Source organism: Pseudooceanicola aquaeponti, assembly GCF_050897975.1.
Taxonomy (GTDB): Bacteria; Pseudomonadota; Alphaproteobacteria; order Rhodobacterales; family Rhodobacteraceae; genus Pseudooceanicola.
This window is the reverse complement of record NZ_JBPAXY010000008.1, coordinates 158,041-177,275: the sequence shown is the minus strand read 5'-3', so window position 1 is coordinate 177,275 and position 19,235 is coordinate 158,041. Positions and strand designations below refer to the sequence as shown.

Sequence of the window (19,235 nt, the reverse complement as noted above, 5' to 3'; positions counted from 1 at the left end):
CTGCGGCTGCGTAAGAGCTGGGCAGGGGCGGCGGCGCGCCCGGGCGGGGCGGGGGCGGCGCGCCTGCCTCTGGCGCGCCCTGCCAGCCCCATCACGGCCCCGCCGCTTGACCGGCGCCGCCCGGGGGGGCATGAAGCCCCTGTTTTGCCCCTGCGAAGGAAGGAGCCTGCCTTGGCCCGCCGTCCCGTGTCCGATCCCGGCCAGCTTGACCGCGACCCCTCTCGCCGGGTGGGGGCGCTGCGCGAGCTGTGGCCCTTCCTGCGCCCCTATCGCCCGCTTCTGTTGGGGGCGCTTCTGGCGCTGGTGCTGACCGCCTCGGTCTCGCTGATCCTGCCCCTGGCGGTGCGCCGGGTGGTGGACAATTTCGAGGACGGCGCGGCGCAGATCCTGGATCAGTATTTCCTCGCCGCCATCGGCGTGGCGGCCCTGCTGGCCCTGGGCACGGGGCTGCGCTACACGCTGGTCACCACCCTGGGCGAACGCGTGGTGGCCGACATCCGCAAGGCCGTCTTCGGCCGCGTCATCGGCATGAGCCCGGCGTTCTACGAGACCACGATGACCGGCGAGGTCCTCAGCCGGATCACCACCGACACCACGCTGATCCAGTCGGTCGTGGGCTCTTCGGTTTCGGTGGCGCTGCGGAACGTGCTGATCTTCTTCGGCGGTTTCGTGATGATGCTGCTGACCTCGGCCAAGCTGACCGGCCTGGCCCTGCTGATCGTGCCGCTGGTGGTGGTGCCGATCCTGACCCTTGGGCGGCGCCTGCGCAAGCTCAGCCGCGAGAACCAGGACTGGATCGCCGAAAGCTCGGGCAATGCGTCAGAGGCGCTGTTGTCGGTGCAGACGGTGCAGGCCTTCACCCACGAGGCGCAAAGCCGCGCCGCCTTCGACAAGGTGACCGAGGCCAGCTATCGCTCGGCCATGCGGCGGATCCTGACCCGGGCGGTGATGACGGTGATCGTGATCTTCCTGATCTTCGCGGGCATCGTCGGCGTGCTGTGGATCGGCGCCAATGATGTGCGCAGCGAGGTGATGACCACCGGCGGGCTGGTGCAATTCGTGATCTATGCGGTGATGGTGGCGGGATCCGTCGCCGCCCTGTCCGAGATCTGGGGAGAGCTGCAACGGGCCGCTGGCGCCACCGAGCGGCTGGTCGAGCTGCTGACCGTCCGGGATGCAGTGCAGGATCCCGCCGCGCCCCTGGCGCCCCCCAGCCCCGCCGAGGGGCGCATCGCCTTCGAGGATGTCACCTTCCACTATCCCTCGCGCCCCGCCCGCGCGGCCCTGGACGGGGTCAGCCTGCGGGTGAACCCGGGCGAGACGGTGGCTGTGGTCGGCCCCTCGGGGGCGGGCAAATCCACCCTGATCCAGCTGATCCTGCGCTTCTACGATCCCGAAACCGGGGCGGTGACCCTGGACGGGACGGACCTGCGCCAAATGGCCCGCGACGCCTTCCGCCGCCATGTGGCCCTGGTGCCCCAGGATCCGGTGATCTTCGCCGCCTCGGCGCGTGACAACATCCGCTTCGGTCTGCCCGGCGCCAGCGATGCGGCGGTCGAGGCCGCCGCCCGCGCCGCCGCCGCCCATGAGTTCATCGAGGCCCTGCCGCAGGGCTACGACAGCCCGGTGGGCGAACGCGGCGTGATGCTGTCGGGCGGGCAGAAGCAACGGATCGCCATCGCCCGCGCCATCCTGCGCGACGCGCTGGTCTTGCTTCTGGACGAGGCCACCTCGGCCCTGGACGCGGAAAGCGAGCGCTTGGTGCAACAGGCGATCGAGACGGTGTCCGAGGGCCGCACCACGATCATCATCGCGCACCGCCTGGCCACGGTGAAACGCGCCGACCGGATCGTGGTGATGGAAGAGGGCCGCATCGTCGCCCAGGGCCGGCACGAGGATCTGGTGGCCGAGGGCGGCCTTTACGCCCGCCTGGCCCGGCTGCAATTCACCGACGGCGCCGAGGCGGCCTGAGGCCCCGCGCGGGGCGCTGTCGGGCGGGGTTCCGGCGCCCGTCCGCCCCCCGCCGACAGCCCGCGCCAGGCCCGTCCGGGGCCTGCGGGCCAGGGCTCTGGGTGGATACGCTAACGTAGGGGAAAGGCTGACTTCTCCATCATTTCTTCTCGCCAAGCGCCTTTCCATGCTAGGCTTTACGTCACGTTGCGGATCGGAGGGGAAACGCAGCGTCATGCTTGCCTTCAGGGCGGCGACAGAAAATCTAGCGAAGAGCGCAAGGAGGCGCGTGAGGCGATGGGAGGAGAACGCATGACCTTTACAGGCGTGCCGGATTGCAAGCGGATCGAAGCGGAAATGCCCTGGGAGGCCCGGGACGTTCCGAAGACGGTTTACGGAATGATCGAACGGACCACGGCGGCTTTTGGCGCCAACAAGGCCGTCACGTTCCAGCTTGAATCGGGGCCGAAGGACAAGGCCGAAACCCTGAGCTGGAGCCAGCTGAAGGGCAAGGTGGCGCAATGTGCCAACCTGTTCCGCGCCCTTGGCATCGGCGAGAATGACGTGGTCGCGCTGGTCATGCCCAATTCGATGGAAACCGTGATTGCCACCCTGGGCGGCATGACGGCGGGCATCGTCAACCCGGTCAACCCGCTGCTGGAACCCGAGCAGATCTCGGCCATCCTGCGCGAGACCGGCGCCAAGGTCGTGGTGACGCTGAAATCCTTCCCCAAGACGGATGTGGCGCAGAAGGTGGCGCAGGCGGTGCTGTTTGCGCCCAATGTGCGCACCGTGCTCGAGGTGGACCTGAACCGCTACCTCAGCCCGCCGAAAAGCTGGATCGTGCCGCTGATCCGCCCCAAGACGCCCGAAACCCATCACGCCGACGTGCTGAACTTCGTCGAGGAACTGGCCAAGCAGCCGACCGAACTGGCCTTCGCCGACAGCCAGACCGACCGCATCGGCGCCTATTTCCACACCGGCGGCACGACGGGGATGCCCAAGGTGGCGCGCCACCTGCATTCGGGGCTGGTCTACAACGCCTGGGTGGGGGCCTCGCTGCTTTACACCGAAGAGGACAGCATCATGTGCCCGCTGCCCCTCTTCCACGTCTTCGCCTGTCACGTCATGCTGATGGGAGCCTGCATGTCGGGGGCCCATGTGGTCTTCCCGACGCCCGCGGGCTATCGCGGCGACGGGGTCTTCGACAATTTCTGGAAGCTCTGCGAGCGCTACAAGACGACCTTCATCGTCTCGGTGCCAACCGCGATCTCGGCGCTGATGCAACGTCCGGTGGATGCCGATATCTCGACGGTGAAGCTCTGCTTCTCTGGCTCGGCGCCCCTGCCGGTGGAGCTGTTCAAACGCTTCGAGGCGGCGGCCGGCCTGAAGATCCTCGAAGGCTACGGGCTGACCGAGGCCACCTGCCTGGTGTCCTGCAACCCCGACCAGGGGGTGCGCAAGAACGGCTCGGTCGGTGTGCCCTTCCCCTATACGGACGTGCGCATCCTGACCACTTCGGGCGGCGGCGAACCGCGCGAATGCGGCGTGGATGAAGTGGGCGAGATCTGCGTCGCCAACCCCGGCGTCTATGCGGGCTCGACCTACACCGAAGAGGCGAAGAACCGCGAGCTCTTCCACTATGACCGCTACCTGCGCACGGGCGACCTGGGCCGTCTGGATGCCGATGGCTATCTCTTCATCACCGGACGCGCCAAGGATCTGATCATCCGCGGCGGCCACAATATCGACCCGGCCGAGATCGAAGAGGCGCTCCTGGCCCATACCTCGGTCGCCTTCGCGGGCGCCATCGGCCAGCCCGACGCGCGCACCGGCGAGCTGCCCTGCGCCTATGTCGAGCTGGTGGCGGGCGCAGAGGTCACCTCGGAAGAGCTGCTGGCCCACTGCAAGGTGCACGTCCACGAGCGCGCCGCCATCCCGAAATATGTCGAGGTGATGGACGAGCTGCCCAAGACCGCCGTCGGCAAGGTGTTCAAACCCGCCCTGCGCAAAAGCGCGATCCAGCGGGTCTACAACGCCGCCCTGGCCGAGGCAGGCATCCCGGCCAAGGTGGTCGAGGTGGTGGACGACAAGAAACGCGGCCTGACCGCCCGCATCGCCCCCAAGGGCGAGGTGGACGAAGCCGCGCTGAAAACCCTGCTGGGTAATTTCACCAACCCCTGGGAATGGGCCGAGGACGTGTCGGAACCGGCCTGAGCCGTCCGGTCGGTTCCTGGCCGAACGAAATGAGGAAAGCCCCGGTCGTTTGATCGGGGCTTTTTGCTTGGGGTTTCCCCTGCGGGGAAAGCCTCCGGCGGGAGTATTTATGGCCATCGAATGGAAGGGGCGAGGGCACCCCGGCGGCAAAGGAGGTCGCCCCCCTGCCTCCATTCGGCGGCTGGAAATACTCTGGGGGGAGTCGCGCCGAAGGCGGGGCGGGGGGCAAGGCCCCCCCTCTTCGGTCCCTCTGCCGCCTTCCGGCAACGGGGGGCAAGGCGCCCCTCGCGGAAAAGAGAAAGGCTCCCCCGCATCGCTGCGGGGAAGCCCTCATTCTTCTGTCGCTGTCGCGCGGGGTGCGCGCGATCAGGCGATGTCGAACCGGTCGGCGTTCATCACCTTGGTCCAGGCCGCCACGAAGTCGGTCACGAACTTCTGGCCCGCGTCGTCCTGGGCATAGACCTCGGCATAGGCGCGCAGGATCGAGTTCGAGCCGAAGACCAGGTCCAGCCGCGACGCCGTGCCCCGGATCTTGCCGGTCTGGCGGTGGCGGATCTGATAGCTGCCATCCTCGGCCGCGACCCAGGTGTAGGTCATGTCGGTCAGCGTGGTGAAGAACTCGGTGGTCAGCGCGCCGGGCGTCTCGGCGAAGACCCCGTGGCGGCTGCCGCCGTGGTTGGCGCCCATGGCGCGCATCCCCCCCACCAGAACCACCATTTCCGGCGCCGTCAGACCCATCAGCTGCGTGCGATCCAGCATCAGCTCTTCGGGGGCCACCGCATAGTCCTTCTTCAGCCAGTTGCGGTAGCCGTCGTGGATCGGCTCCAGCGGTTCGAAGCTTTCGGCGTCGGTCATCTCGTCCGTGGCGTCGCCCCGGCCCGGTGCGAAGGGCACCGTCACGTCGACGCCTGCCGCCTTGGCGGCCATCTCGACGCCGAGGTTGCCCGCCAGCACGATGGTATCGGCCACCGAGGCGCCGAACTGCGCGGCCAGGGGTTCCAGCACCGACAGGACGCGCGCCAGGCGGTCAGGCTCGTTGCCCTCCCAGTCCTTCTGCGGTGCCAGGCGGATGCGGGCGCCATTGGCCCCGCCGCGCATGTCGGACCCGCGATAGGTGCGGGCGCTGTCCCAGGCGGTGGTGACCATATCCTGAAGCGACAGGCCCGAGGCTGCAATGGCCGACTTCAGCCCGCCGATATCATAGCCCGTGGCGCCTGCGGGGATCGGATCCTGCCAGATCAGATCCTCGGCGGGCACATCGGGGCCGACATAGCGGACCTTGGGGCCCATGTCGCGGTGGGTCAGCTTGAACCAGGCGCGGGCAAAGGTGTCACGGAAGTACGCGGGATCCGCCATGAATTTCTCGCAGATGGCGCGGTAGGTCGGGTCGACCTTCATCGCCATATCCGCGTCGGTCATCATCGGGTTGTTGCGCTTCGTCGGGTCCGAGGCATCGCGGGGCTTGTCCTCTTCCTTGATCTCGACGGGTTCCCACTGCCAGGCACCGGCGGGGGATTTGCGCAGCTCCCATTCATGGCCGAAGAGCATGTCGAAGAAGCCCATGTCGAACTTGGTGGGCTCGGTCGTCCAGGCGCCTTCCAGGCCAGAGGTCACCGCATTGGCCGCCTTGCCGCCCATGTTGGGGTTCACCCAGCCCATGCCCTGGGCCTCGGGGCCTGCGGCCTCGGGGTCGGGGCCCAGGGCCTCGGCATCGCCATTGCCATGGGTCTTGCCGACGGTGTGGCCCCCGGCGGTCAGCGCCACGGTTTCCTCGTCGTTCATTGCCATGCGGGCGAAGGTCTCGCGCACCTGGGCGGCGGTCTTCATCGGGTCGGGCTTGCCGTTCACCCCTTCGGGGTTCACGTAGATCAGGCCCATCTGGACGGCGGCCAGGGGGTTTTCCATGGTCTCGGGCGCGTCCACGTCCTCATATCGCGTGTCCGAGGGCGCCAGCCATTCCTTCTCGGCGCCCCAATAGGTGTCCTTCTCGGGGTGCCAGATGTCGGCCCGACCAAAGGCAAAGCCGAAGGTGTCCAGACCCATGTCCTCATAGGCGACGGTGCCCGCCAGGATGATCAGGTCGGCCCAGGAAACCGCATTGCCGTACTTCTTCTTGATCGGCCACAGCAGGCGGCGGGCCTTGTCCAGGCTGACGTTGTCGGGCCAGGAGTTCAGCGGCGCGAAGCGCTGGTTGCCGGTGCCGCCGCCACCGCGACCATCGGCCAGGCGGTAGGACCCCGCCGCGTGCCAGGCCATGCGGATCATCAAGCCGCCGTAGTGGCCCCAGTCCGCCGGCCACCAGTCCTGGCTGTCGGTCATCAGCGCGTGCAGATCGGCCTTCAGCGCCGCCACGTCGAGGGTTTTCAGCGCTTCGCGATAGTCGAAACCGGCCCCCATCGGGTCCGTCTTGCGGTCATGCTGGTGCAGGATGTCAAGGTTCAGCGCGTTCGGCCACCAATCGGTGACCGAGGTCCCGCTGGATGTCATCCCCCCATGCATCACCGGGCATTTGCCGCCCGTGTTCACGTCGTTTCCGTCCATTGTCTGTCTCCTGGTCGATGCTGCGTCTCTCTGGCGACCGCCGCGCCCGGCCCGGTCGGGTGGGGCAGGGCGGTCTCTCCTCCTCTTGCGCGTCTCAACGGGTAGCAGGGCGCTTTCATAAGGTACAATTGGATTTGTAAAAGTTCTAAATAGGATTTTGTTATCGCCAGGCGCCGCAGCCCCGGTGCGCCGCCCGGGCCTGGGCCACGCGGGACAGGGGGCGCGGGCCAAGGGTCTGGCGTCACGGCCTTTTCTGCGCGGGCTCGGGTGACAATCCCGCGGGGCGCGGCTAGGGTCGCGCCGAATGTCCAGCGGAGGCCCGCCCGTGTCCGGATCAGCCAAGCCCCAGAATGGACGGGTGCGCCCGGCCGAGACCAATATCGCCGACCTGCGCGCCTTCGTGGCGGTGGTCGAGCAGGGCTCTTTCTCGCGCGCGGCGGCGCATCTGGGGATCAGCCAGCCCACCGTCTCGGTGCGGCTGCAAAACCTGGAGGATCACCTGGGGCTGCGGCTGATCGACCGGCGCCAGAGTGGCGCCGTGCCCACCGAGACGGGGCGCCCGGTTTACAACCGCGCCCGCCGCCTGCTGACCGAGGCCGAAGAGTTCGAGACCACCGCCCGCGAGCTGGAGGCGCTGCAAAAGGGCCATCTGCGCATCGGCTTCACCTCGCCCTCGACCACCCTGTCGATTGTCGGGGAATACCGCCGCGCCAATCCCGGGGTGGACCTGGAACTGGTGCAGTACAACACCTGGGATCTGCAAGCGGCGCTGAAACGCGGCGAGGTGGACCTGGGGGTGATGACCCTGTTCGAGCCGCTGCCCGAACCCTTCCTGTGCCTGCGCGTCCTGCCGCAGCGCCTGGCGGCCATCGTGCCGCGCAACCACCCGCTGGCGGTGGCGGGGCCGGTGCCCTGGGCGGCGCTGCTGGACCAGCCGCTGGTGCTGCGCAAGCCGCCCTCGATGACCTTCTCGCAGATCGAGCGCGAGCTGTCGCAGCGCGGTCGCGCCATGACGCCCTACCTGTCGCTGCCCTCGCGCGAGGCGGTGAAGGACGCGGTGATCGCCGGGCTGGGGGTCGGGCTGATCTATGCCTCGGAAGTGGGCGAGGACCAGCGCCTGGCCACGGTCGAGATCGCCGACGCCGCCGAGGGCACGGCCCTCTACGTGGTGGCCTTCGACGATGTGCAGGGGCTGCCGGCGGTCTCGGCCTTCCTGGACTGCGCGCGGATGTTCCTGCGCTAGGCCGCCCCGAAGCGCCTCCCCACCCCTGATTGTCCCGGAAACCCCGGACTGGACCGCCCCGGCGGGGCCGTTGTCATGGTCTTGTCATTCTACATTTAAATCATCGTCACCAAGGTCATTAATAAGACCTATAGCAAAGGCGGGCGTCATGATCCGCCGGACAGTGAAAGGACACCCGCATGTTGGATGCATTCGCAGCCCCGGGCCGCTTCTGGCGCGGCAATCTTCATGGTCATTCCAACCGTTCCGATGGCGCGCTGAGCCCGGAAGAGGTCTGCGCCACCTATCGCGCGGCGGGCTATGATTTCACCTGTGTCACCGATCACTTCCGGCCCAACTACGACTTCCCCATCACCGACACGACCCAGTGCCGCACCGACGGGTTCACCACGCTGATTGGCGCCGAGCTGCACGCGCCCGACACCTCGCGGGGCGAGCATTGGCATATCCTGTCGGTGGGCCTGCCCTTCGACTTTGCCCCGCCCGCCGAGGATGAAACCGGCCCCGAACTGGCGCGCCGGGCGCGGGACGCGGGGGCCTTCATCGCCATCGCCCACCCCCATTGGTATCAGCTGCAAGCCGAGGACGGGCTGGCGCTGGACGCGGCCCATGCGGTGGAACTGTACAACCACACCAGCCAGGTGAACTGCGACCGGGGCGACGGCATCGTCTTTTACGACGACATGCTGATGCACGGGCTGCGCCTCACGGCCATCGCCACCGACGACAGCCACTTCAAGGCCGACGACGCCTTCGGCGGCTGGGTCATGGTCAAGGCGGAAGAGAACACGCCCGAGGCCCTGCTGGCGGCGCTGAAGGCCGGGCGGATGTACGCCAGCCAGGGCCCCGAGATCCACGACATCACCCGCGAGGGCGACGAGCTGGTCATCACCTGCTCGCCCGCCGCCACCATCGCCCTGCTGGGCCCCGTTTCGATGAATGCGCGCCAGCATGGCCGCAACCTGACCCGTGCCCGCCTGCCGCTCACCAAGTTCCTGGGCAGCTGGGCAAGGGTGGCGGTGACCGATGCCTCTGGCCGCCGCGCCTGGACGAGCCCGCTGTGGCTTGACCTCTGATCTTTGATCCCTCTCCTACAGGAGCCAATCCGATGAAATCCTTCCTGACCACCACCGCGCTGGCGCTGACGCTGGTTGCCGGGGCCGCCCAGGCGCAGGACCTGCGCGTGGCGCTGTCGACCTTCGAGGCCCGCCTTGATCCGCAGGACACGACCGGCAACTCCGGCGCGCCCTTCCTCTATCAGATCTTCGATACGCTGATCGAACGCGACAGCTTCTCGAACCCGCTGACCTTCAAGCCGGGCCTGGCCACCGCCTGGACCCAGATCGACCCCACCACCTGGGAACTGACCCTGCGCGAGGGCGTGACCTTCCACAATGGCGATACCTTCGACGCCCATGACGTGGAATTCTCGCTGGACCGCATGTTCCACCACGAAGACCCCGAGTTCTTCTCGGCCTGGGGTCGCTGGGCCTATAACTTCGCCGATGTCGAGGTGGTCGACGACATGACCGTGCGCATCACCACGCACCGCCCCGAACCGCTGTTCGAGACGCTGATGTCGGCGCGGTCCTTCGGCATCGTGTCGAAGGAATACTACGAAGAGAAGGGCTTTGACGATGCGGCCCTGGCGCCCGTGGGCACCGGCCCCTACCAGGTGACCGACTTCACCCCCGACGAAAAGCTGCGCATGACGCGCTTCGACGGCTACTGGGGCCCCCCGGCGGCGCTGGACAGCGTCGAGATGTACCACGTGCCCGAAGTGGCCTCGCGGGTGACCGGCATGGTCAATGGCGAGTTCGACCTGGCCACCAACATCCCCCCCGATCAGGCCCCGTCGCTGGATGTCGAGGGCGTCAAGACCATGGGCGTGACCTGGCCGATGTTCCACGTCTACGTGCTGGCCATGAACACCGCGCCCACCGACAACCCGCTGGTGCGTCGCGCCATGCGCCTGTGCACCGACCGCCAGGCCCTGGTGGACGGTCTGTGGGAAGGCAAGGCCGGCACGCCGACCGCGCACCAGTTCCCCGAATACGGCGCGCCGCTGTATATGGACGATCTGGAAACCATCAAATACGACCCCGAAGCGGCCAAGGCCCTGCTGGCCGAGGCGGGCTATGACGGTGCGCCGATCATCGCGCAGTTCCCCAACTCCTACTACCTCTACGGCGATCTGGCCGCCCAGGTCATTCAAAGCCAGTGGGCCGAGTGTGGTCTGAACCTGCAGATCGAGGAAGTGGACAGCCTGGATTACGAGCGGCTGAACATGCGCGGCTGGTCGAACCCGATGTATTACCCCGACCCGATGGGCGCCATGGACACCCATTGGTCCGAGAAGTCCTGGACCGTGTCGCGCAACCTGTGGACGCCGCAGTCCCCCGAGTGGGCGCCGACCTATGAGACCGCCCGTTTCGCCACCGATCCGCAGGAACGCCGCGCCGCCTACAAGAAGCTGCTGGAGCTGTCGGAAGAGGAGTCCGGCTGGCTGCTGCTCTACAAGCCGCACGAGCTTTACGCGATGCGCGAGGACATCTCCTTTGAGGTGCCGATTGCCCAGCGTCCCTATGTGCTGCCGCTGCGCGGTGGCGAGATCGACCTGGGCGATTGATCCCGGACCCCGTGACAGGACCCCGGGCGGCCACGCTGCCGCCCGGGGCCGGCCTGCCCTCAACGGATCCCTGCCATGCTGCGTTTCCTTGCCCTGCGTTTCGGCCGTGCGCTGATCACCATCTCGGCGGTGCTGGTGATCGCCTTTCTGACGGTGCGCCTGTCCGGCACGCCCTTTGAACAGATGTATCCCGACGGGCTGACCGAAGAGATGGAGGCGGCGCTGAACGCCAAGTACGGCCTGGATCTGCCGCTGTGGCAGCAGTTCTGGAACTACCTGCGCGAGGTCGCCCAGGGGGATTTCGGCCGCTCTCTCGACAATCGCCAGAAGGTGGTCGAGATCTACGCCTCGCGCATCGGGTTCACCCTGCAAATCGGCGCCCTGGCGCTGGTGCTGGCCACCGCCGTGGGGATCCCGCTGGGCGCCTATGCCGCCCTGCGCCGCACCGCTCCGGGCGCCCGGGCGGGGATGAGCTTTGCCTTCCTGGGCTATGCCCTGCCGCATTTCGTCATCGGGATCGGGATGATCCTGCTGTTCGGCTATTACCTGCGGCTTCTGCCCACCACCGGGCTGGACAGCCCGGCCCATTACATCCTGCCGGTGATCACCCTGTCGATCCCGATGATCGCCAGCCAGGCGCGGTTCATGCGCGCGGCCACCCTGGATGCGATCAGCTATTCCCACGTGCTGACGGCGCAATCCATGGGGCTGAAGCGCGGCCCGCTGGTGCGGCGCCATATCCTGCGCAATGCCATGCTGCCCCTGGTCACCGTGCTGGGGCTGGAGGTGGCGGGGCTGCTGAACGGGTCGATCTTCGTCGAGACGGTCTTTTCCCTGCCCGGCGTCGGCCGGGTTCTGGTGGGGGCGGTGAAGGCGCGCGACTTCCCGGTGCTGCAATTCGGTGTCATCGCCTATGCCGCCATCGTGGTGGTGGTGAACCTGATCGTCGATCTTCTGTATGTCGTGGCCGACCCCCGGGTACGGCTGGAGGAATGAGCCCATGAGCCTGCTCGACGATCCCGCCCCCAAAAGCGCCGCGCCGCAGCCGGACGCGCCCGCCCGGCCCGAGGCGCCCGCCGCCGTCGCCTCTGCCGCGCCCACGCCCGCGCCCCTGCGCCATCCGCTGCGCTTTCGCTGGGACAAGCTGACCCTGGCGGGGCTGGGCCTTTTGCTGATCATCGCCGCGGGCGCCGCGGCGCCCCTGCTGGCGCCCTATGATCCCGACGCTGTGGCGCTGCTGGCGCGCAACCGGCCCCCGGCCTGGCTGGCTGGCGGCAGCGCCGAGCATCTCTTCGGCACCGACAACCTGGGCCGCGATCTGCTGTCACGCTGCCTGTTCGGCATCCGCACCAGCTTTGCCATCGCCAGTATCGGCCTGATCTTCTCGGCCTGCCTCGGCATCGCCATCGGCGTGGCGGCGGGCCTGGGCGGCGCGGTGGTGGACCGGGTGTTGATGACCCTGGTCGATGTCTTCCTGACCCTGCCCAACCTGCTGTTGATGCTCTGCGGCGTGGCCCTGCTGGGCACCGAGACCTGGGTGCTGGTGCTGATGATCGGGCTGGTGAAATGGGAAGGCTATGCCCGGCTGGTGCGCGGCCAGGTCCTGGCCCTGCGCGAACAGGGCTATGTCGAGGCCGCCCGCACCCTGGGCGCCTCGGGCTGGCAGGTGGCCTGGCGCCATATCCTGCCCAACCTCGCCTCGCCGCTGGTGGTGATCCTGACCCTGGCCTTCCCGGGCGTCCTGCTGATGGAGGCGGGCCTGTCCTTCCTCGGTGTCGGCGTGCAGCCCCCCACCTCGTCGCTGGGCCGGATGATCGGCGACGGGCGCGATTACCTGATCCATTCCTGGTGGATCTCCGGAATGCCGTCGCTGGTCATCGTCGTCATCACGCTGCTGTTCCAGCTGATCGGTGACGGGCTGCGCGACCGTTTGGATGTGCAGATTGATGACTGACCCTGTCCTGCCCCCCGATTTCCCCGCCCCCGATCTGCTGGCGCCCGCGCTTCTGGCGGCCTCGGCAGGCGGGGCCGCGCCGCTGCTGTCCGTGCGCGACCTGGCGGTGCGGTTCGACACCCTGGGCGGACCCTTGCAGGCGGTGCGGGGCGTCTCGCTGGACATCCGCCCGGGCGAGACCCTGGCCCTGGTGGGCGAAAGCGGCTCGGGCAAATCGGCCTTCGCCCGGGCGCTGTTGCAGATGAACCAGCCGCCCTTCACCACCAATCGCACCCATATCCAGGGGCAGGCGACCCTGACCCTGGCAGGCAGCCGCACCGATCTGGTGGGGGCCGCGCCCGAGGCGCTGAACGCGGTGCGCGCGCGCCAGGTGGCGATGGTCTTTCAGGATGCGCTTTCGGCGCTGAACCCGGTGCTGCGTATCGGCGCGCAGCTGGCCGAGGCGCTGGCGGCGGCGCATCCGGGCCTGGGCCGGGCCGAGGCCCGCGCCCGCTGCCTGCGGATGCTGGAAGAGGTGGGCATTCGCGATCCGCAGGCCCGGCTGCGCCACTATCCGCACCAGCTGTCGGGGGGGCAGCGGCAGCGGGTGATGATCGCCATGGCGATGATCCGTGAACCGGCCCTGCTGATCGCCGACGAACCCACCACGGCGCTGGACGTGACGGTGCAGGCCAGGATCCTGACCTTGCTGCGCCGCCTGCGCGAGGCGCGCGGGCTGGCGATGCTGTTCGTCACCCATGACCTGGGCGTGGTCGAGCGGATCGCGGACCGGGTCGCGGTCATGTACGCGGGCCAGGTGGTCGAGACCGGCCCCATGGCCCGGGTCTTTGCCGCGCCGCGCCATCCCTATACCGCCGGTCTGCTGGCCAGCCGCCCCGGGCACCGGCACCGGGGCGAGGGGCTGCGCGGCACCGCCCCCGATGCCCGCCATCTGCCCCCGGGCTGCGCCTTCGCCCCGCGCTGTCCGCGCGCCGGGGCCGACTGCGCCCGCCCGCCCGCCTTGCTGGACGGCGTGCGCTGCATCAGGCCCCAGACATGACGGCCCAGACAGGAAGACCCCGACCATGAGTGCGATTTCCCTGACCGACGTCACCGTCACCTTCGGCGGCGGGCTGCTGCGCCGCCAGGCGCCCTTTACCGCGCTGCGCGGCGTGACCCTGTCGGTGGCCCCCGGCGAAACCCACGGGCTGGTCGGCGAAAGCGGCTCCGGCAAGACCACCCTGGGCCGCGTTGTGCTGGGCTTGCAGGGGATGGAGGCAGGCCGGGCCGAGGTGGCGGGCGCGGCCCCCGACGCCCTGCCGCGCGGCCTGCGCCGCAGCTTCCGGCGCCGGGTGCAGTGCGTCTTTCAGGACAGCGCCGCCTCGTTGGATCCACGTTTGACCATCGGCCGGTCGGTGCGCGAGGGGCTGGACATCCACCGCCTGGGCTCGGTCGAGGCCCGCGAAGAGGCGGTGCGCGAGATGCTGCTGCGCGTTGGCCTGAGGCGCGACCATGCGGAGCGCTATCCGCATGAGCTGTCGGGCGGGCAGCGTCAGCGGGTGAACATCGCCCGCGCCCTGGTGCTGCGCCCCGAGGTGCTGGTGGCGGACGAGCCGGTTTCGGCGCTGGACGTCAGCGTGCAGGCCCAGGTGCTGGATCTCCTGGCCGATCTTCAGGCCGAGATGGGGCTGACGATGCTGTTCATCTCTCATGACCTGGGCGTGGTGCGCGAGATCTGCCGCAGCGTTTCGGTGATGACCGAAGGGCAGATCGTGGAAAGCGGCCCGGCGGAACAGATCTTTGCCGCGCCGCGCCACGGCTATACCCAGGCCCTGCTGGCCGCGATCTAGGCGCAGGCCGGGTCGGGGGAGGGCCGGGGTAGGGCTGGGGCAGGGAGCGGGCCGGGGCCCGCCGCCCCTGCGGTCAGCCGCAGACCTCGGCCAGCCAGGCGCAGATGGCGCGCAGCCGGGCCTCGCTGTCGGGGCAGTATTCCAGCGCCCGCAGGTAGCCATGGATCAGCCCCTCGCCCGCGTCCAGCGTCACCGGCACCCCGGCGGCGCGCAGCGCCTCGGCATAGGCCGCGCCGCTGTCGCGGATCGGGTCGCATTGCGCCAGGGCCACGAAGGCCGGCGGCAGGCCCGCGTGGCTGGGGGCCGCCAGGGGCGCCACGCGCGGATCGCTGTGCCGCGCCTCGGGGTCGGGGCAGTACATGGCGTTGACCGCCTCCATCCCCGCCACCTTCAGCAGCGGCCCCTCGGCATTCTCGGCGTAGGACGGGCGGGACTGGTCGAAATCGCAGGCCGGGTAGATCAGCAGCTGCGCACAAAGCGCCAGCCCCTCGTCGCGCGCCGCCAGGGCGGCGGCGGCGGCCAGGTTGCCGCCCGCGCTGTCGCCGCCGATGGCGATCCGCGCCGGATCAATCCCCAGCGAGGCCGCCTGGGCATGGGCCCAGCGACAGACCGCCAGCACCTGAAGATAGCCCTTGGGGAAAGGGTGTTCCGGGGCCAGGGCATAGTCGACCGAGATCACCGTCTGCCGGTTCCAGGCGGCGATGCGCGCGGTGATGTCCCAATGGGTTTCCGGGCTGCCCTGCATCCAGGCGCCGCCGTGCATGTAGATCAGCGCGGGCTGGCGGTCGCCGCCCTCCGCATGGCGGAACAGGCGCACCCGCACCGGGCCGCCCTCGCTGTCGATCCAATGCTCTTCGTCGGTCTCGACCTCGGGCGGGGTGGGCAGGCGCATGTCGCGGGCGATGCCCTCGAAATGGCGGCGCCGGTCGGCGGGGGTGGCCCCGGGCGCCAGGCTGGCCCATTTCTCGTCCCAGACCTCCAGAAAGCGGAAGATGTCGGGGTTGATCACCCGTCGTTCCTCCCTCGGGCGGGGCAGTTCGCCTTCCGCCGACAGCCCCGGTTTCATCACCAGCCCCAGGATCATGTCGCCCACATGGCGGCGCAGCATGTGCTGGCCGCGCTCGGTGAACAGTTCCTGGCCGAAGATCTTCGAGAAGGTGGCGCGGTTCGACACGTTGAAGACCGACACCGCCGAGATGTGCCAGTGCAGTTCCAGCGCCGTCAGCCCGCGCCGGAACAGCCCGGCGGCGACGCCGCGCCGGTAGATGTCGTCCAGCAGCCGGATCACTGACGAATTCTTGCCCGCGATCGCATCCGAGGCGTTCATATGCTCGCCCAGGTGGACGTTCTCGATCATCACCAGGCGGACGAAATCGGTATTGTGGCGGTGGTGGTCGAAGGTGAATTCGGCCAGCTGGCGCAGCGCCGCGACCGGGTTCAGCGCCGCCAGATCCAGCGCGTCCTCGCCCTGGCGCATCCGAGAATAGGCATCCTCCAGCACCGCGCGATAGAGTTTGTCCTTGTCGCCGAAATAGTAATAGATCATGCGCTTCGACGTGCGGGTGCGGGCCGCGATCTCGTCCACGCGCGCGCCGGAAAGTCCTTGCGTGGCAAAGACTTCGCGGGCGACTTGCAGGATGTTCCTGCGCACCGCGTCCGGATCTTGTTTCCAGCCGCGACGCGTGCCGTCGCCGCCTGCCTCCCCCTCGGCCATATGCTCCTCCGTTGCTGGCATCCCGCCGGGATTGTCTAGCCCATACGGCCGCGCAAGGAAACGCACGACCTGCCGCGTTTTGAACCGTGGCGAACAATCTGTTGACATAATTAACCGCACAGAACAATGTGTCGTCAAGAACTACGGCCCGCGCGGGCCGACAGGACCTGACGGGAGGAGGTGCGGCAGTGCCGCAAGACGAGACTTTGAAACCGGTTGTCGGCAAGGATACCCCTGTGCGCATTGGCCTTCTGGGACGCGGCATCGCCGCATCGCGGACCCCGCGGATGCATATGGCGGCGGCCTCGGCCCTGGGTCTGGACTTCGATTACAAGCTGATCGATTCGCAGGTTCGCGACCTGCCCGAAGACGCGGGCGCGATCCTCGACCTGCTAGAGGGCGAGGGCTTTACCGGGCTCAACGTTACCTATCCCTACAAGCGGGCCGTGCTGGCCCATATGGACGAGCTGTCCGAGGCCGCGGCCAATGTGGGCGCGGTGAATACGGTCGTCTTCCGCGATGGCAAGCGCTTTGGCCATAACACCGACCACTGGGGCTTTGGCGAAAGCCTGCGCCGCAACCTGGCCGATGCGCCGCGCGACCGCGTGGTGATGATCGGCGCGGGCGGGGCCGGGGGCGCCGTGGCCCATGCCCTGCTGGACGCCGGGGTCGGCACGCTGGCGGTGGCCGATATGTCGCCCGAGCAGGCCGCCGCCCTGGTGGCCACCCTGACCGACCATTACGGCCCTGGCCGCGCCGAGGTGGCGGGGGATCTGCCCGCCGCCTGCGCCGCCGCTGACGGGCTGGTCAACTGTACCCCCATGGGCATGGACAAGCATCCCGGGATGCCGGTCGCCGCGACCGACCTTCGTCCCGATCTCTGGGTCGCGGATATCGTCTATTTTCCGCTGGAAACGGAACTGCTGCGCACCGCGCGCGCCCTGGGTTGCCGGGTTCTGCCCGGCTCGGGCATGGCGCTGTTTCAGGCGGTGCGGGCCTTCCGGCTCTTTACCGGGCTGGAGCCGGACAATGATCGGATGTGGGAGGCATTCCGGTCATTTGACACGGGGCAGGCATAGGCACACGCCGGGCAATCGTGAGGGAGGAAGACATGACACATAGCAGATGGAAGGCCGCCCTGTGCGCGCCGGGCAGGGCGGCAGGCCCCGTCCGCCAGACCTTCCGCACAGCGACGGTTTCGCAGGACCGGCCCGAGGGCGTCCTGGAGGCAATCAACGGCCTTTGAGGCCTCTTCATATGGTTCCGGGGGCGGCGAAACGCAGCGCCGCCGGGGCTTTTGGCAATCCGCACCCAAGGTAAGCGAACGGGGGGGACATGGAGCGACTAAAGACCATAGCGGGATGGGGCAGGGCCGGGGCCGAGGTGATCCTGGCGCTGATCCTCGGCTCTCTCTTCCTGAGTTTCCTGGTGCAGATCGTGTTCCGCTACGTGCTGAACCTGCCGCTGGGCTGGACGGTGGAATATGTCTCTATCGCCTGGCTGTGGGGGATCCTCTTCGGCTATGCCTTCGTGGTGCGCGAGGCGGATGTGATCCGGCTCGACATCATCTACGCCGCGCTGCCCCGCTGGGCGCGCCGGGCGCTGGACGTGATCACCGGCACCATCTGCGCGGGCATCTTCCTTTGGACCCTGCCGAAGGTCTGGGGCTACATCGACTTCATGTCGATCGAGAGCACCTCCTACATGAAGATCCGCTTCGACTACGTCTTCGCCATCTACGTGCCCTTTGCCCTGTCGGTGGTCATCCGCTGCGGCATCTCCATCTGGCGCGGCCTGAGCGGCGTTGGCCCGGGCTTCGACACTCCCAAATCGGCGGGAACCCACGACTATGACTGATCCCTTTACCGTTTCGATCCTGCTGATCGCCTTCCTGGCCTTTGGGGGCCTGTCCATGGGGCTGGCGATGATCTGCGGCTCTTCCGTCTATCTGATCCTGCGCGGCTTCGACCCCTCGATTGCCTCGGAGACCCTGCTTCAGGGGCTGTTCAACAGCTACACCCTGCTGGCCATTCCTCTGTTTATCCTGGCGGCCGACATCATGAACATCGGCTCGCTGGCCGACCGGCTGCTGCGCTTCAGCCAGGCCCTGGTGGGCCGGTTCCGGGGCGGGCTGGGGCATGTCAACGTGGTGTCCTCGCTGATCTTCTCGGGCATGTCGGGCTCGGCCGTGGCCGATGCCGTGGGCATGGGCAAGATCATCATCAACATGATGACCAAGGACGGCAAATATACCGCCAGCTACGCCGCCGCGATCACCGCCGCCTCGGCCACCATCGGACCGATCATCCCGCCCTCCATCCCCATGGTGCTTTACGCGCTGGTCTCGGACCAGTCGGTGGGCTTCCTCTTCGCGGCGGGCATGATGCCGGGCCTTCTGATGGGCGCCGTGCTGATGGTGATGAACCTGACCATCGCGCATCGCCGCGGCTTCGACGTGGACGAGGCGATCCCGCTGCGCGAGATGCCCGGCGTCACCTTCCGCGCCATCCCCGCGCTGCTCTTGCCGGTGATCCTGCTGGGCGGCATCTACGGCGGCATCATGACGCCGACCGAAGCCGCCGCTGTCGCCGCCTTCTATGCGCTGGTGATCTCGGTCGTGCTTTACCGTTCGGTCACGGCAGGGCAGTTCTATCAGACGCTGCTGTCCTCGGCGCGTTCCACCGCCACGGTGGGGATCCTGATCGCGGGGGCGCTGACCTTCCAATATGTCGTGACGCGCGAAAACGTGCCGGATCAGCTGGCCGAGTTCCTGGGGCAATACGACCTGGGCCCCGTGGGCTTCCTGCTGGCCATCAACCTGCTGTTCCTGGCCCTGGGCTGTATCCTGGAAGGCAGCGCGATCCTGCTGATCATCGTGCCGATCTTCATTCCCACGGCGCAATCGCTGGGGATCGACCTGGTGCATTTCGGGGTGATCTGCGTGGTCAACGGCATGATCGGTCTGATCACGCCGCCCTACGGGTTGCTGTTGTTCATCGTCTCTTCGATCACAAAGCAACCGCTGGGCCGGATCATCGCCGACCTCTGGCCCTTCCTGATCGCCCTGCTGATCGCGCTGATGATCATCACCTTCGTGCCCGACTTCGTCCTCTGGCTGCCGCGCCTGCTGGGCTACCAGGGCTGATCGGAAAGGATCG

15 protein-coding genes are annotated in these 19,235 nt (G+C 68.1%); 13 read left to right on the top strand and 2 right to left on the bottom strand.

Annotation, left to right across the window (positions count from 1 at the left end; translation table 11 throughout):
* Positions 1–171 precede the first annotated feature (171 nt).
* Together ACRARE_RS19865 and ACRARE_RS19860 are read left to right on the top strand one after the other, a co-directional pair.
* Complete coding sequence (locus ACRARE_RS19865) at positions 172–1,971, top strand: ABC transporter transmembrane domain-containing protein (protein ID WP_432658216.1); 1,800 nt, start codon at positions 172–174, stop codon at positions 1,969–1,971.
* 291 nt (positions 1,972–2,262) lie between these two features.
* Positions 2,263–4,167, top strand: coding sequence for an acyl-CoA synthetase (locus ACRARE_RS19860; RefSeq protein WP_432658215.1), 1,905 nt, complete (start codon positions 2,263–2,265; stop codon positions 4,165–4,167).
* Positions 4,168–4,533: 366 nt separating this feature from the next.
* Here the strand turns inward: ACRARE_RS19860 and katG are convergent, their stop codons facing one another.
* Positions 4,534–6,708 (bottom strand): catalase/peroxidase HPI, encoded by a 2,175-nt coding sequence (katG, locus tag ACRARE_RS19855; RefSeq protein WP_432658214.1) that lies wholly within the window; start codon positions 6,706–6,708, stop codon positions 4,534–4,536.
* 325 nt (positions 6,709–7,033) lie between these two features.
* Here katG and ACRARE_RS19850 point away from each other — a divergent pair, with 325 nt between their 5' ends.
* The 7 genes from ACRARE_RS19850 (at position 7,034) to ACRARE_RS19820 (ending at position 14,363) form a co-directional block, all read left to right on the top strand.
* Complete coding sequence (locus tag ACRARE_RS19850; RefSeq protein WP_432658213.1) at positions 7,034–7,951, top strand: LysR family transcriptional regulator; 918 nt, start codon at positions 7,034–7,036, stop codon at positions 7,949–7,951.
* A gap of 179 nt (positions 7,952–8,130) precedes the next feature.
* A complete protein-coding gene (locus ACRARE_RS19845) occupies positions 8,131–9,027 on the top strand; it encodes a CehA/McbA family metallohydrolase (RefSeq protein WP_432658212.1) in 897 nt (298 codons plus the stop codon).
* Positions 9,028–9,059: 32 nt separating this feature from the next.
* Positions 9,060–10,580 (top strand): ABC transporter substrate-binding protein, encoded by a 1,521-nt coding sequence (locus ACRARE_RS19840; RefSeq protein WP_432658211.1) that lies wholly within the window; start codon positions 9,060–9,062, stop codon positions 10,578–10,580.
* 75 nt (positions 10,581–10,655) lie between these two features.
* Entirely contained in the window at positions 10,656–11,576 is a 921-nt protein-coding gene (locus ACRARE_RS19835) for an ABC transporter permease (protein ID WP_432658210.1), read from the top strand.
* 4 nt (positions 11,577–11,580) lie between these two features.
* The gene (locus tag ACRARE_RS19830; protein WP_432658209.1) at positions 11,581–12,534 is read left to right on the top strand and encodes an ABC transporter permease; all 954 of its coding nucleotides are present in this window, start codon (positions 11,581–11,583) and stop codon (positions 12,532–12,534) included.
* Positions 12,527–13,573, top strand: coding sequence for an ABC transporter ATP-binding protein (locus tag ACRARE_RS19825; protein ID WP_432658208.1), 1,047 nt, complete (start codon positions 12,527–12,529; stop codon positions 13,571–13,573). The genes ACRARE_RS19830 and ACRARE_RS19825 overlap by 8 nt, the downstream gene beginning before the upstream one ends.
* Positions 13,574–13,598: 25 nt before the next feature.
* On the top strand, positions 13,599–14,363 hold the full coding sequence (locus ACRARE_RS19820) for an ATP-binding cassette domain-containing protein (RefSeq protein ID WP_432658207.1): 765 nt from the start codon (positions 13,599–13,601) through the stop codon (positions 14,361–14,363).
* Between the two features lie 73 nt (positions 14,364–14,436).
* Here ACRARE_RS19820 and ACRARE_RS19815 read toward each other — a convergent pair whose 3' ends face one another.
* Positions 14,437–16,077, bottom strand: coding sequence for an alpha/beta hydrolase fold domain-containing protein (locus ACRARE_RS19815; protein WP_432658206.1), 1,641 nt, complete (start codon positions 16,075–16,077; stop codon positions 14,437–14,439).
* A 236-nt stretch (positions 16,078–16,313) separates the two neighbouring features.
* On the opposite strand from ACRARE_RS19815, the gene ACRARE_RS19810 reads away from it, so the two are divergent.
* The 4 genes from ACRARE_RS19810 to ACRARE_RS19795 all read left to right on the top strand — a co-directional run bounded on the left by ACRARE_RS19810 (position 16,314) and on the right by ACRARE_RS19795 (position 19,222).
* Positions 16,314–17,156 (top strand): shikimate dehydrogenase, encoded by an 843-nt coding sequence (locus ACRARE_RS19810; RefSeq protein ID WP_432658205.1) that lies wholly within the window; start codon positions 16,314–16,316, stop codon positions 17,154–17,156.
* A 32-nt stretch (positions 17,157–17,188) separates the two neighbouring features.
* A complete protein-coding gene (locus ACRARE_RS19805; protein ID WP_432658204.1) occupies positions 17,189–17,323 on the top strand; it encodes a hypothetical protein in 135 nt (44 codons plus the stop codon).
* Positions 17,324–17,412: 89 nt separating this feature from the next.
* Positions 17,413–17,934: a TRAP transporter small permease gene (locus tag ACRARE_RS19800; RefSeq protein ID WP_432658203.1), complete on the top strand. Its 522-nt coding sequence runs from the start codon at positions 17,413–17,415 to the stop codon at positions 17,932–17,934.
* Complete coding sequence (locus ACRARE_RS19795; protein ID WP_432658202.1) at positions 17,927–19,222, top strand: TRAP transporter large permease; 1,296 nt, start codon at positions 17,927–17,929, stop codon at positions 19,220–19,222. Before ACRARE_RS19800 ends, ACRARE_RS19795 begins: the two co-directional genes overlap by 8 nt.
* Positions 19,223–19,235: the final 13 nt, after the last annotated feature.